The sequence below is a fragment of the Sediminibacterium sp. GW821-FHT12F12 genome (assembly GCF_058806635.1).
The window spans coordinates 262,581-277,245 of the sequence record NZ_JBXAPW010000001.1 but is presented as its reverse complement, the minus strand read 5'-3'; the positions used below and the strand labels follow the sequence as shown (position 1 = coordinate 277,245).

Sequence of the window (14,665 nt, the reverse complement as noted above, 5' to 3'; positions counted from 1 at the left end):
GCCAGCAGTGGTAGACATCTAATTATATGTTTTATCTTCCTTATCATAATCAGTAATCCGGTTTACCGGATCGGTGGCAGCAATTGATCACCTGTTTCTGTGAATGTTATTTTACCGTTTACCAGTTCTATCAGTTTTGAGCTATTGGCAGTTTTGCCTTTGTATGTATTTCCCATAAAACCGAGTTCTTCGCCATAGGCAGTAAAAGTCACTTTACGCACCATAGACTGAATTTGCAGATGGGGTGCAAGATCGCTGGATAGTGCCGCTTCAATTTCCCAATCACCTACGGTTATTTTCGTTATTCCGTTTTCGGTAGTAGCTTCTTTGAAACCAATAACTGCTCCGTTCTTATCTACCTGAATAATGGCAAGAAAACGCAGTTGTTTGTTCCTCTGCCTGTTGGTTGCTTTTAGATGCCATTGTGTTTTTTCATATTTTTTGGTCATCATTCCTGTATAATTCCTGTATACCACTGCCGGCACAGCAAAAGTGTCCGTAATATTCCAAGAAAAAGGTGCTGAACTCCATAACCTGCCAACACCTTTCCAATCCTCCACCGTAGCGGTAAAGCTGTTATGCACTGTATCCAGCTTCATGTTTTTTAAACTATGGATCAGCCATGACCAGCTTACCTCGTTTTCTGCCTTCAGCTCATCATAGATTACAATGACACCAGGCTTCAGCAGCACTGTATGACGGTCAAATTTTGATACACCATAATCTTCTTTGGTTTCCTTACTTTGGTAGGCATTGGCTGCATTCCCTTTCATATAAGCCAGTTCTCCACCCTGCAGAAACCTGCTGAAATAACCGTTCGATTCTACGCTGTATGGCTGGCCTTCACCGTTAATCAGCATGCCATTCATACTCCTGGTATGTTTGCTCCACTTCAGTCTATGCGGGTCATCCATGGCTACTTTATACCCTGTTCGGTAGAATAAGCGTTTACCACCGGCAAGAATGTTGAATGTATTCTGATCAGCGAGGATATGACCGTAGGCACCGAACGGACTGCTTCGCATCGTTACCATCACATCATTCTTCGTATTCGCAGGATTTGTGTGCAGTGCCGCAACACCCGTTTCTCTCGATATATATCCCATCGGAAAATATTGGGGGTTGGCGGCGGCAGGCATGCTGAGATGACTGGTATACTTCATCCTGAACCATCTTAAAACCAATTCTTTGGTAAGATCAGGTTGTTGATGCTTGATTAACTGACCTGCATACCAGGCATATTTTCCGTTCTGCATCAGTTTGGCCATCACTGTTGCAAAAGAGGCATAAGAAGCCGGCGGCTCAAACAGATCTTCGGTATTATCGCCATAACCGTCTGCAGAAGACAAAGGAGGGAAATGATAGATCAACCAATCAGCCTGCTGTTGATACCAGGGATGTGCTTTCATGAAATCAAACCCGGTATATTGTTTAATGAATGCAGGTATCTCTACCAATGTTTCCATATTCATCTGGAAATAAGAAGCCCCTTCGCCCCAGCCACCGTCTGCGCCTCCCAAAACGGGCGATCGGCCAAGGAACAATTCGTAGCCATAGGAAAGCCAGGTCCCTGCCGCTGCTTCATGACCGTATAAAGCCAGGCTTGATTTAAAAAATTCATTCAGTATGAGCTGCCATACATGCCCGCTCAAAACTTTTGATTCAATGTTATTTACCCAGCTGTTATAAAATTTTGATAGTCGTAGTGCGATAGCTTTTTGCAGAGTCTGCCGCTGGATTGGGGAAAGATCATCATAAAAGGTATCAAAAACGAGTGCCATATTGTACATACACATCCCGTCTGTAAAATCACGCGAGCCGGAAACGCCTTCCGGATCCCATTTAGCCACTTCCATACCCATAACAATGGCTTTATCCCTGTATACAATTTTACCTGTGAGCAGGTAGGCCTGGCATAAGGGCAGCACCATTTTATATACATGGTTGCCAAGCGCTACAATAGCATCAGACAGAATTTTTTTATCCTGCCCGGCATTAAAGCCTTTTACCGCAGGTTGCGCATCTGCTTCTGTATAGATTCCCCTGTTAAGAGCCCGGTCTGCTTCTGAAAGAATTGTTCTGGCGTCTGGTGTATTTATAAACGCTGTTAGTTTATCCGCTTTGCCATTGGCCAGAATCCGCGGATGTTCATTGGGAACTGATGCTAAAAATTTTCCGGCCGTAGGAGATATCATGGATACAGCTTTATCTGTAACCCTGAAATGATACACTGTTGACCAGTCTTTACCTGAAACCTTATAACGCCAATACCAATTTCCTGTAGCCAATGCCTGATGCGGATTGTACATGGCTCCACTTAGTTTTTCAGCAGTAAGTGTGGCGTTTTTTTCAAAAGTACTGCTGGGCGAAAGTTGAACATCATAGGTAGCCCGTTTCCCTTTCTGAAAAGGCCAGCGTAACACTGGTGCATTAAAAAACACCTCAGTTCCATTGGCAGGTATCGGTTCTTCGAGAAACATATTATAGACAGCCTGCTGCGCAGATGAGTTGTTGTTAAAGCCAACAAGAAAGAATAAACCTGCTACTGCCAGACCATACGCATACCGGTGAATAGATCTGGTGTTCCGGGTTTGTACGTTTTTACTATTCCCTGACAGAAAAGCATCATGGCTACAAGTGATCTTATCTACTTGCTTCTGAAAATCTCCGGAACCGTTTACACCGGGGTTTAGCTGGTAAAGTAATTTTCTTTTTTGCATGAGTTGTCAGGATAGGCAGAATAATTCATTGATACCAAGCGGCTACTATTTTTTGATTTTGGGAGAAGACTCCCTGATAATGATCTCAGGTTTAATAATCTCTCCCACTGTCATAGATTGTTTCTGTTCTTTTTTAATCACTTTTAACAACAGTTCGATGGACTGGATTGCGATTTCCTTAATAGGCTGTGCCGCCACCGTGATGGAAGGAGACAACAGCCGGAACAGGTCATTATCATCAAAACTAACTACCGCAATATCTGTGGGAATGGTCAGCTTGCATTTCTGTAAAGCATCAATTCCCATCACACCGAGATAGTTGGTGGCAAAAAACAAAGCATCCAGCTGGGGATTGGCTTTTACATATCGGGTAATGGTTTTGATAATCTTTTCTTCGCTGTCAGAAAAATTTACTTTTAGGATTGATTTGGCCGGAACGGTAAGTTTCGCATCAGTCATAGCCTGCTGAAATCCTTTTTCTCTTTCTGCCATCATCGACATTTCGCTGAAGATGGAAATGAAACCGATCTTTTGATACCCATTATCGATAAGATGACGGGTAAGATTATAACTACCTGAATAATTATCGAGTATTACATAATTGGTTTCCACATCAGGAATTAACCTGTCTATGAGTACAAAGGGAACATTTTCCTTTTTCAGCTTAAGTATCTCTTCGCGTATGCCCTGTGTAGCCGTAATAATATATCCATCTACAGAACTGTTACGCATTTTATTGATCAGCTGACGCGCTGTATCATCATTATTTTCGGTGCTGCTGAAAAAGACACTGTAACCGTTTTTATTGGCTTCTACTTCAATGATCTTGGCAATATTTCCGAAAAAATAGTTCCCGATATCTTCTACAATGAGTCCAATGGTTTTGGACTTGCCGGTGCGTAACATTCTGGCAGCACTATTGGGATTAAAGCCTCTTTTCTTGATAAGGTCACGCACTTTTTTTTCCGTAGCCGGACTGATACCCATTTCGGCACTTTTTCCGTTGATCACAAAAGAAACCGTTGTGATGGAAGTATTGAGTTCCTGGGCTATATCTTTCATTGAAATTTTCTTCATAGGAATTGTTTTCAATTTCTTTTATTTAGAACCCGACATGGAAGGTGGTGCTTTGCTCAGATCACTGCCCCATAACTCGTTAGGACTTGCATCCATGTCGAGCACAAGTTTTCCTCCTTTCACCAGCGTATCATGCAGAAACCAGGGTTGGTTCCAGGATATTCCATTGAGGCTCGCTTTCCGGATGTATACATTGCCCGGCGCGTTGTTTCTGGCTACTATCACAAATTCTTTTCCTGGATAATATTTGGGATGCAGTTTAATGGTGATCTTATTGAAAACAGGGCTACTGATCTCATAAAAAGGTTTTTCGGAAGTACCGCCATTAGTAGAGAAAAGTCCGATCTTAAGTAAGACCGCCAGTGATCCCATCAGGCCCTGGTCTTCATCGCCACTATATCCTTTCTGCGGAGAGATGCCACTGTATACCGAATCAATCAATTGGCGGGTCCAGTATTGTGTTAACCAGGGTTTTCCCGCATAGTTGAACAGGAAAGGCGTTTGCATACAGGGCTGGTTACCGTAATTGATATACACTCTGCGCAGTAATTCCTGGTCGGTCGGATTCTCTGATTTACCCGAAACAAAACTGTGGGTTCTGGCTTCGAGAAAAGAGCGGTTCAGTTTATTGGCAAAAACTTCTGCACCACCCATCATGTTTATCAATCCTTTTACATCATGCGGCACCCACCAGGTGTATTGGGCTGCATTTCCTTCTTCAAACCCATGTTCATACTGCAGGATATCGATGGGTTGGTTCCATTTTCCCTCGCGATTACGTGTCCACATCCATCCTGTATCTTTGTTAAATACATTCTGGTAGTTCAACGCCCGTTTGCTGAATACTTCATAGTCTTCTTTTTTGCCCAGCACTTTGGCCATCTGTGCCAGTGCATAATCCTGGTAAGCATATTCCAGTGTCTGGGTAGCGCCATCCATATGGAATCCGTATTTGATCTTGCTGAGCGGATAAGGCACATATCCCAGCTCCATATATTCTTCAATCCCCCCACCTTTAAAAGTAGTGTGTTCATATCCTACCTTACTCATCATGCCACCCGGGAAATGATCCTTGCGCATACCCTCGTAAGCTTTGGCAATATCAAATCCCCTGATGCCCTTCAGGTAAGCACTTACAATAAACGGTGTTGTTGCAGCACCCGTCATCACATACGTATAATTGCCGCCGGATGGACCGCGGGGTATCAGCCCACCATCATCATACATTAATAAAAGCGAGTTGATGAACGATTCAGTCACTTCGGGATACACCAGGTGCCACAAAGTGTTCAGCGACCATTGTGCACCCCAAAAAGAATCGGAATTGTATTCATTAAATTTCGGCTTGCCGTTTGCGCCCAACGGAATCTGGCGCTTACGGGGTTGTGCCCCTGTGTTGTCGATGTAGGTGCCGCTGACATCACTCACAATTCTCCGTCCCTGCAGTGCATGCCAGAGATCAGTATAAAAACGTCTTTGCTCGGTAAGGGTACCTCCTTCTACCTGTATTCTGCTAAGCCACTCGTTCCACTCGTTGGATGATTCTTTTACGATGCGGTTAAAATCCCAATGTGGTAATTCAGCCTGCATATTCTTTCTGGCCTCTTCAATACTTACGTAAGAGATGGCTACTTTCATCTGTCTTATTTCATTGGCTGCGGTGGCAAAACTTACATAGACACCGTTATGCGAACCAGATACCTGTTCCTGCACACCCGTCAGTTTGCCATCCTGCCAGCCGTTGAACGACTCGAAGGGTTTATCAAAATCGGTAACAAAATAAACGGTAATGGGTTTGGGTCGGCGAATGGTTGCTGCCATCGTGACTTCTCCCTCTATCGATTGATTACTTACTTTTTTCACACGGGCACTCTGTGTTTCGGAAGAACCGAGCATGGTGGTGAAATCGAAAAGGATATGACTGTCCGCCGATTTTGGATACGTGTATTTATGAAACCCTACGCGGGTGGTTGAACTGAGTTCTGCTGTAACCCCATAATCTTTCAGTACTACTTTATGATAACCCGGTCTGGCGATCTCCTGCTGGTGCGAATAACTGGAGCCGTAATTGTCGGGGCCTAGCTGTCCTTTGAACGCGCCTGTAGTAGGCAATACCGGAATCCCGGAAAGCTCCCAGCAATGAATATGGCTGAATACCTTGATGGTATCCTCGTTGTAGCGGTAACCGGTATTCCAGGTGCCCTTGAGTACCATATCCGGACTCAGGTTTACCATTCCGAACGGGCGCGAAGCCGAACTGAAATAAAAAAATCTGGAATGGGCGGCATCTACCATCGGTTCTACCAGGTCTACAAAACGAGGCTTGGGTTTGCTAACGCCTTGTGCAGAAGAGACTGTACCCCGTAAAAGGAACAGCGAAACCAATAAGACAATTTTACTGCATCTCATAGGAGGATACTTTTCTGGAAAATGATTGAAAAGATTACTAAACTATTTAAATCGGTTACACAAAATACGCTACAACCAAGATCACTATCCGGTGCATATAACCATACTATACATCAGTTTCACAGGTAAAGAAAAAGGACCTGTTCAGCAATAGGAGACATAACCCACTGAACAGATCCTTTTACCAATAACCATTAATAACCAGGATTCTGTGACATAGCAGGATACGACAAGTCTATCTCACTTTGTGGAATCGGTCTTAAATAATGTATGTCTTTGATGCTGTTGCTCTTCTTGGCCCAAGGGTTAAACCTTAATACCCGCTCAATCAGTTTACCTGTTCTCTTCAGATCAAACCACCTGTCGTATTCACCCAGCAGTTCCCTGGCTCTTTCATCCAAAATCAGGTCAACAGAAATATTGGCAGCAGTAGCACGGTAAGAAACGGCAGCCTGCGATTTGATATCTTCCGGCGCCTGTGCACATTTAGGATCAGCACCGGCTGTGGTCAGTGCCCGGTCAAGTACTTTGTTATAGTACACTTCTGCACCACCTAATTTACCACCGGTAGCCCCTTTTACAATGGCTTCGGCTGCAATCAGGTAAGCTTCTGCAGCACGGAAAACAGATTCGTTAAAAGTTCCGTAAGCATCACCGTAAGGAATGCCCGGCTGCCAGAACTTCCACATGTTGGGTTCGCCGGCGGGCAGATTGGTAACCGATACACCTCCCACAATCGCATATCCACCACCCCATTCATCGCAATTGATAACAGAGTATTTACGCGTACCTCCTACATCAACACCTCTTTCAGCGGAAGTAGTAGCAGGTCTGTTCCATGGACGATAATAAACAACTGTATCGCCAGCTTTGAAATCTACTTTTACGGTTGTATTATTTTTGATAGGCAAAAATCCGGTTACAGGTAACAAGGCATAACCCACATCCAGAAAATTATGATCATACCGTGAATCTATCTGCGGATCATACATACGGTAGATAGCTGCACCCAACGGATAAATAGGTTGTGAACGGTTATAATCACTGGTTCTTCCTTTGGTGCCGGGGAAACCTTCGCCACCACCGCCAAATACTGAATGCAGGTTATTACCACCTGCCGCATCCTGTGTAAAAGCAGGATCGGTTTTATTGGTGAGTACATCAGAGTTCCACTGAATAGAAAAAATAATCTCAGCATTTTTATCATTCTGCGCACCGGTATACTGTGTTAACGGATTTTCGGAACGAACAGGAAACAGGTCTTTGTATTTCGCAGCCAGTGGATACGCAGCGATTACTTTATCAGCATATTGCAGGGCTGAATTAAAATCTGCCGGTGTACCGCCTAATGCATTCTTAAAGTTCCATCCCCGGGTCAGGTAAACCTTAGATAATAAGAACTGTGCTGCACCTTTAGTAACTCTTCCATAATCAGAAGCAACGGCAGGCAGACTGGCCTCGGCCTCCAGCAGATCATTGATGATCTGTTTGTAGATATCAGCAGAAGGAACTCTCTTGGCTTCTTTACTCGCACCTTGTGTTTCTGTTAACGGCATCGGAACATCTCCCCACTGCTGTACCAGGTAGAAATAAGATAAGGCACGCAGGAACTTGGCTTCAGAAACCCTGGTAGCTTTTAAGGCATCCGTCATACCGCTAACACCTGGCGCCCTGGTAATGGCTGTGTTGGTACGGCCGATCTCTGCATAAAGAAAGGTCCAGAGCGTACCGAGATCAGCGAGAGAGCCATTCAGTCCCACATCGTACTGGTTCAGCGAACCGGCATTGGCAGGCGATGTGGCAAACTTGGGATCGTTATAACCACCCGGGTAAAAAAGGTCGGTACCATTCAGTACCAGCGATCTTGCCTGGTGAATATTCCGCAATAAAGGGTAACAGGATTTCACCAGGTCATCAAAACCGGTGGCTGTTTTATAATACACATCCGTTGTAAGTGTAGATACCGGATTCTCATTCAGAAAATCCTTTTTGCAGCCGGTACCCAAAACACCCGCAAAAGCGAAGGTGATGACTGCATTCCGTATATTAAATATTGATTTCATAATGATAAGTTTTGATGAAGTTTAGAAACTGACATTAAAGCCGAACGTTAACAATACAGATGGTACATCATCCTGATAGATCGCAGAATTGAATTCCGGATCAAATCCTGTGTACTTGGTGAAAATAAAAGGATTGGTAACCTGTCCATAAAAACGGGCACTACTGATTTTCAGTCTATCTAAAGTTCTTTTGGGCAATGTATAACCCAATGTTATATCAGATACACGCAGGAAACTGGCATCCTGGTAATTGATGGCCGATCTGTAAGGATTGGCTACATAGGGTGAAAAATAAGTGTTGGATGGATTGTCTTTTGTCCAGTAATTCAAAGATGCCAATGAATTGTAACGTGTGCCCAGCTCTCCGAAAGTTCCGGACAAAGTTGAGTTACTATACTGAACGCCGTTTCTGTAATACAGGAAGAAAGAAAGATCAAAATTCTTGTAATTGAAGCGGTTGGTTACACCCAGAATCCAGTTGGGCATTTGTGTTCCCAGATAAACCCTGTCATCAATATTATTTGAGGAAGAGATCTGGTTATCGTTATTCTGGTCTACAACCCGAACAGAACCCGGTAACTGCTTATACACTTTGGCAGCATTCGAATCGGCCAGTTGCCAGATACCGGCAAACTGGTAATCAAAATTGGCTCTGATGGGGTAACCTACAAACAATTTATTTCCTTTATCCACCAGCTGTCCATCGCCATATAGTTCCAGTAATTTGTTTCTGTTAAGTGTAAACGCAAAAGAACTGTTCCATCTGAAATTCTCTTTCGCAATGTTCACAGTATTCAGGGTAAGTTCAATACCCTTGTTCTGGATCTTACCTACGTTGGCCGTAACCTGGTTAAAACCGGTTACATTCGGGATCTTCTGGTTCAGGATCAGATCCACCGTTTTTCTGCTGTACAATTCTACGGAAGCGGTAACACGGTTCTTCAACACACTGAAATCAAGACCCAGGTTCAACTCCTTACTTCTCTCCCATTTCAGGTCTTTATTGGCCAGGTTCAGCGGCGCAAAACCCATAGCAGCGGCACCATCAAAGTCATAACCCGTATTCAGCAAACTGGCCTGTGTACTGTAAGGATTAACTGTTGAGTTACCTACTTCTCCATAACTCATCCGCAGTTTTACATTAGAGAAAACATTCTGTTTCAGCATAAAATTCTCATCTCCCAATCTCCAGGCCAATGCTACTGAAGGGAAGAAAGCCCATTTATTACCTTCGGCCAGCTGAGAAGCTCCATCCGAACGACCTGTTACTGTTAAAAGATATTTCTCATTAAAAGTGTAGTTGATTCTTCCCATATAAGATGACAAAGAACGTTCTACCAGTGAGCTACCCTGTGCCGTAATGGTTCCGGTATTTAAGGCATACCAATAGGATACATAAGGCAGGTCTTTTACAGCAATGGTAGAAAGTTCATCACGCTGGTAAAAAGCACTCTGTAAACCGGTAATTTCCAGTCTGTGTTTGCCGAATTCTTTTTTATAATTCACAATATTATCAATGGTATAATTGGCTGTTTTCCTGTTATCCAACTGGGTACGAGGTTTGGTACCAATCTGAGATTTGGACCAGGTTCCTCGCCAGTCGCCGATCTGCTGTGTATTATAAGAAGCAGAAAGGGATGAACGGAAAGTAAGTCCCTTGGCAATAGCCACTTCCATATAAGCATTGGTAATGGCAGACAAAGTGGTGGTCTGCAGTTTAGAAGTAGTAGGATCAATATCACTCAAAGGATTAGGCACCTGTTTGTCATTGATTCCCATCCAGATGGCCAGACCATTTACATCAATGTCACCATTCTGAGATGGATTGGTCAGGTCTTTATAGTAAACAGTACCGGTAGGTCTTGCACGGAAAGCACCACGCAGTGATTCCTGAGAACCCCAGTTCTGGTCGCTGTAGGTAAGATAAGAAGTGAACCCTACTTTTACATGTTCACCCACTTTACTGTCAAGTCCGGCATTCAGGTTATACCGTTTGAATCCGGTATATAACACATTACCTTTCTCATTCAGGAAACCACCCGAAAAACGGTAAGTGGTTTTTTCACTACCACCCGAAACGCTGATATTATGGCTGGTTTGTAATCCGGGATCGGTGGCAAGATCTACCCAATCAGTGGTTTGCCCCGCATCAATCTTCTGCTGCTCTGCTGTAGTGAATACCGTTCCCGATAAACCCGCTGCAACCCTGTCTGTAAAAGCTAACTTATAAAATTCAGGAGTTGTTCTCAACCTGGGAACATGTGCCAGGTATTTGGTACCCACATATCCATCATAGGTTACTTTGGGTTTGCCAGATATCCCTTTTTTGGTGGTAACGATTACCACACCATTGGCACCACGGGCACCATATATAGAGGTGGAAGAAGCATCTTTCAGCACATCCATTGTCTGAATATCGTTCGGGTTCAGGTTATTGAGATCACCGCCCATCAAACCATCGATCACGATCAGGGGTTGTGTTGAGTTATTGATCGTATTTTCTCCTCTGATAGTAATACTGTAACCGGCACCGGGTCTGTTACTCGATTTGGTTACCGTAGCGCCTGCTACCTGACCTTGTATAGCTTTGGCCGCCTGTACCGGGTTGGCACGAACAATATCTTTGGATTGCACCGAAACCAATGCACCAGTGAGGTCGCGCTTTCTTCTTTCACCGTAACCAACTACTACGATGTCTTCCAGCGATTTGGTTTCTGAAACCAGGCTTACCGTTAAAGTAGTCTGTTTTTCTACATACACTTCCTGGCTGGCAAAACCAACCGAAGCAATCACAAGGACCGTAGTCCCGTTCGAGGGAATACTGATGGTAAATTTACCATCTGCATCTGTAACCGTGCCGCGGGAAGTACCTTTTACAGTAACACTGGCACCCGACAGAACCGTTCCGTTTTCGTTGTTAACAACGCGCCCGGTTAGCTGGCGGTTTTGGGCCCAGGCCATGCTGGCTATGGATAACAGCAGCATAGAGAGGAGGAGGACTTTTCTCATAATAGCAATTTTATGTTTAGCAATTGTTGGTTCCATTACAACGTCATACAGTGCACGATCGGAGTAATGGTGAACTAAACTTATTAAATCCTTTTAGTAAAACGTTTAAACCAGCTCAAAATAAGTACGAAAACGATTTCGGAGAATAGGGGCTTCTGCGCGGTAAAGAAGCCCTTAAGCGTGTATATTTATTCAAAAAGAGCATGAAAAAATACTTCGCCCTGCTGTTATATAGTCTCCTGTTTCTCTCTGGCAGCCTGCTGGCGCAGCCCGCTACCGTAACCTTGGATTATTTCTTCAATAATGAATACAAAAAGAACGCCCAGGGTGTAGTGGAGCGTTTTCACTATACATGGGAAGATAAAAGCATCAATGGTTATTCGATCTGGGCAGATAGTTTCAGATCAAAAAATGCCGTCGTAAAAAGTCTGCCGGTAGCTCCCACCGCAGCCAGTCTGAAGGGAACAGATATCTATATTATCACCGATCCGGATACGGATAAAGAAAGTCCGGCACCCAACCTGATGACGGCCGCCCATGCAGCAAATATCGCAGCATGGGTAAAAAAGGGAGGCGTTCTCGTAATGATGGTGAATGATTCTGCCAACGCCGAACTGCATCAGTTTAACCTGCTGGCAGATCTGTTCGGTATCCATTTTACAGACAAAGTGCGTAATTCGGTACAGAAAGATATTAGTGTAGGAAAAATCATGGTGCCCGCCCAACACCCCATTTTTCAAAAAGGCAAACAACTGTACCTGAAAGGGATCTGTACCATTGCCCTGCAGCCCAATGCAAGGGCGGTACTGGAAGACAAAGGGGATGTGATCATGGCTACTGCCCGGTATGGCAAAGGAACCGTATTCGCTGTTACAGATCCATGGATCTATAATGAGTATATCGTAAACGACAGGCTCAACACCGATTTCCAGAATGCAATAGCCGCCGGCGAATTCAGCAACTGGTTGCTGCAACAGATTCCAGCCCGTCGTTAACAGACGGGTTACAACAAATACATACTAACTACCCATCAGGGCAGGTTGATGCGGTTCTGCCCCCTTCTAATCACTGTCTTCCAGGTGCAGTTTCTGGTGGTGTGCCCCGGCTGCCAGGTGCAAGGCAAAACCTGCAATAGCTGTATCATTCAGCATATTGATCAGTGCCATGGCTCTGGTTTCGGCGTTACCGGCATTCAGATAATTGGGCAGGTGAATGACAATCACAAATACAAAGAGCAGTATTGCCAGCAGGTAACCTGCCATTTTTACCCACCGGTTCAGTATAAAAGAGAGCCCACCCAGGATAAAAGCAACACCTACCACATGTACCCATAATACACCACCCGGAACATAATCGGGGATATATACAACAAGATCATGTGGTTTGAATAAGTGAATGAAGCCGTAGGCAATCATCACTGCTGCTAACAGATAGATAGCGATCCGGGAAACAATATGATACTGTTTCATGGGATAAATTTTGGTTGCTAAAAGTTACAACAGTTCCCAGCCAAATGCAATAGCTGCCGCATCTTTATTTTAGTACCTATCAGGCAGCAACAAACGCCTGTGAAGCCATCTTACAGGTTCTCGTAATAAGGGATCTGGTCGTGTGGAAACCGTTCTTTCTGTTTCCAGTAAGCCAGTGTTACAATTCTGCCATTACTGGTTTTCAGTAAACGGCCAAATATGGCATTGGTGGCATTGAACATCACATCGGTAACCCCAATGGTAAATGTTTCAGGTGCGGGAGGTGGCGGAGGAGGTGCTTCGGTGCCTTCTGCTACAGGTGCAGCCGGGGCGGCTTTGGGTGGCGGACTGGCTACCACCACTACGGTATATCCATTGGTTTCGAGCAGGGGCTTCAGAAAATCGACCCTGTTATGAGAAACATTCTTCTCTACGATGGCGCATTTTACACCATCCAGCTCTTCAAATTCGTGATTCTTATTGATGGCCATATTACCGGTATTTATAAGCCGTAGCTGAGTGAGTAAATATAATCATAGACCATACTGGCCAGTCCTGTAATAATGATACCTGCCAGGCAGATATACAGCGAAAGTCTGGGCAATGCCGGGATCGTCAGTTTGGTGATCGGTGTTTCATTCGCATCCATGAAAATGGTTTTTACTACCCGCAGGTAATAATAAAAGGAAACCACCATGTTCAGCGCTGCAATACCAATGAGCCAGTAATTGCCCTTGGCCGCACCCGCGATCAGTAAAAAGAATTTACCAAAAAAGCCCGCAGTAGGCGGCACACCTGCCAATGAAAACAAAGCAATCGTTAATACCCAGGAGAGAAAAGGATTGGTGGCATAAAAACCCTTGTAATCGGCTACTCCCTCTTTACCCGTTAACGCACTTACCAGCGATACCACCCCAAATGCGGCAAGGTTAGAGAATACATACACAAGGATGAAGAAAATCACCGAAGCCATACCTGCCTGCGAACTACCGGAAATACCCACCAGTATAAAACCTACCTGTGCAATAGAAGAAAAAGCCAGGAAACGTTTCAGGTTATTCTGCCGAAGCGCAAATAAGTTACCGATGATGATGGTTACCAGCGCCAATACAAACAAAACATGGTACCAGGTTTCTGCCAGCGGCTTGAACACCGTATACAGGATTGGCACGAACACAAATAATACAGCCGCTTTCGATACCACTGAAAGGAAAGAGGTAACCGCTACCGGTGCACCTTCGTATACATCAGCCGTCCATAAATGAAAAGGCACGGCAGAGATCTTGAATGCGATACCGGATAATACCAGTACAAAAGCCAGTATATGCAATGGATCGGCAGAAAGATGTGCCGGAATTTCTGCAAACACCAATGTACCGCTTACACCATACACCAACGAAATACCCAAAAGCAGCAAACCGGAAGAGAAAGCCGATGATATGATCATCTTCATGGCTGCTTCAGAGGATTGACGTTTGGTAAGATCAAAATTAGCAGCAGCAGCCAGCGGAATGGTAGACATTTCCAGTCCGAGGTAGAACATCAGCAGGTTACCGCTGGAGATCATAAAGAACATACCGAGCAAAGAGGTTAACAGCAGCAGGTAAAACTCGAGTACATGTTTATGCGTTTGTAACCAGCTATACGATTGCAAAGAGATGATCCAGAGGGCCAGGTTCAGGATATTTTTTTCCAGGTTGATGAGTGAATTGGTCCGGAACATCTCGTTAAAGAGCATACCCTCCTGGTTACCGAAGAAACCAGCGGCCAGGTTCAGGAACAGCAGGAAATTAATGATCGAGAGGATCGATTCATTGGACCGGTCTTTACCCAGTTTCAGGAATAATAACAGGAAAATAATGGCGGTGATCACCAGTTCCTGTTTCAGTAATATGAAGAATTCAGTTACCATGGGTCA

At 44.5% G+C, this 14,665-nt stretch carries 9 protein-coding genes; 1 reads left to right on the top strand and 8 read right to left on the bottom strand.

The window, feature by feature from the left end:
- Positions 1 to 62: 62 nt before the first annotated feature.
- The 5 genes from AC1RNB_RS01125 to AC1RNB_RS01105 form a co-directional block, all read right to left on the bottom strand.
- Positions 63 to 2,720 carry a DUF4962 domain-containing protein gene (locus tag AC1RNB_RS01125; protein WP_493079970.1) on the bottom strand — a complete coding sequence of 886 codons (2,658 nt, stop codon included), beginning with the start codon at positions 2,718 to 2,720 and terminating at the stop codon, positions 63 to 65.
- 45 nt (positions 2,721 to 2,765) lie between these two features.
- On the bottom strand, positions 2,766 to 3,797 hold the full coding sequence (locus tag AC1RNB_RS01120) for a LacI family DNA-binding transcriptional regulator (protein WP_493079969.1): 1,032 nt from the start codon (positions 3,795 to 3,797) through the stop codon (positions 2,766 to 2,768).
- Between the two features lie 21 nt (positions 3,798 to 3,818).
- Entirely contained in the window at positions 3,819 to 6,206 is a 2,388-nt protein-coding gene (locus tag AC1RNB_RS01115) for a GH92 family glycosyl hydrolase (protein ID WP_493079967.1), read from the bottom strand.
- A 194-nt stretch (positions 6,207 to 6,400) separates the two neighbouring features.
- Positions 6,401 to 8,269 (bottom strand): RagB/SusD family nutrient uptake outer membrane protein, encoded by a 1,869-nt coding sequence (locus AC1RNB_RS01110; protein ID WP_493079966.1) that lies wholly within the window; start codon positions 8,267 to 8,269, stop codon positions 6,401 to 6,403.
- Between the two features lie 21 nt (positions 8,270 to 8,290).
- Complete coding sequence (locus tag AC1RNB_RS01105; protein WP_493079964.1) at positions 8,291 to 11,278, bottom strand: SusC/RagA family TonB-linked outer membrane protein; 2,988 nt, start codon at positions 11,276 to 11,278, stop codon at positions 8,291 to 8,293.
- A gap of 203 nt (positions 11,279 to 11,481) precedes the next feature.
- Between AC1RNB_RS01105 and AC1RNB_RS01100 the strand changes: the two genes are divergently transcribed.
- The gene (locus AC1RNB_RS01100) at positions 11,482 to 12,273 is read left to right on the top strand and encodes a DUF4350 domain-containing protein (protein ID WP_493079962.1); all 792 of its coding nucleotides are present in this window, start codon (positions 11,482 to 11,484) and stop codon (positions 12,271 to 12,273) included.
- Positions 12,274 to 12,339: 66 nt separating this feature from the next.
- Here AC1RNB_RS01100 and AC1RNB_RS01095 read toward each other — a convergent pair whose 3' ends face one another.
- The 3 genes from AC1RNB_RS01095 to AC1RNB_RS01085 all read right to left on the bottom strand — a co-directional run bounded on the left by AC1RNB_RS01095 (position 12,340) and on the right by AC1RNB_RS01085 (position 14,659).
- The gene (locus AC1RNB_RS01095; RefSeq protein WP_493079961.1) at positions 12,340 to 12,747 is read right to left on the bottom strand and encodes a hypothetical protein; all 408 of its coding nucleotides are present in this window, start codon (positions 12,745 to 12,747) and stop codon (positions 12,340 to 12,342) included.
- 110 nt (positions 12,748 to 12,857) lie between these two features.
- Positions 12,858 to 13,238: a hypothetical protein gene (locus AC1RNB_RS01090; RefSeq protein WP_493079959.1), complete on the bottom strand. Its 381-nt coding sequence runs from the start codon at positions 13,236 to 13,238 to the stop codon at positions 12,858 to 12,860.
- Between the two features lie 11 nt (positions 13,239 to 13,249).
- The gene (locus tag AC1RNB_RS01085) at positions 13,250 to 14,659 is read right to left on the bottom strand and encodes an NADH-quinone oxidoreductase subunit N (RefSeq protein WP_493079958.1); all 1,410 of its coding nucleotides are present in this window, start codon (positions 14,657 to 14,659) and stop codon (positions 13,250 to 13,252) included.
- Positions 14,660 to 14,665: the final 6 nt, after the last annotated feature.

Bases quoted from the DNA above. Each gene is read 5' to 3' on its own strand.
- AC1RNB_RS01125 (WP_493079970.1), bottom strand. From the start codon at position 2,720: ATGCAAAAAAGAAAATTACTTTACCAGCTAAACCCCGGTGTAAACGGT.
- AC1RNB_RS01120 (WP_493079969.1), bottom strand. From the start codon at position 3,797: ATGAAGAAAATTTCAATGAAAGATATAGCCCAGGAACTCAATACTTCC.
- AC1RNB_RS01115 (WP_493079967.1), bottom strand. From the start codon at position 6,206: ATGAGATGCAGTAAAATTGTCTTATTGGTTTCGCTGTTCCTTTTACGG.
- AC1RNB_RS01110 (WP_493079966.1), bottom strand. From the start codon at position 8,269: ATGAAATCAATATTTAATATACGGAATGCAGTCATCACCTTCGCTTTT.
- AC1RNB_RS01105 (WP_493079964.1), bottom strand. From the start codon at position 11,278: ATGAGAAAAGTCCTCCTCCTCTCTATGCTGCTGTTATCCATAGCCAGC.
- AC1RNB_RS01100 (WP_493079962.1), top strand. From the start codon at position 11,482: ATGAAAAAATACTTCGCCCTGCTGTTATATAGTCTCCTGTTTCTCTCT.
- AC1RNB_RS01095 (WP_493079961.1), bottom strand. From the start codon at position 12,747: ATGAAACAGTATCATATTGTTTCCCGGATCGCTATCTATCTGTTAGCA.
- AC1RNB_RS01090 (WP_493079959.1), bottom strand. From the start codon at position 13,238: ATGGCCATCAATAAGAATCACGAATTTGAAGAGCTGGATGGTGTAAAA.
- AC1RNB_RS01085 (WP_493079958.1), bottom strand. From the start codon at position 14,659: ATGGTAACTGAATTCTTCATATTACTGAAACAGGAACTGGTGATCACC.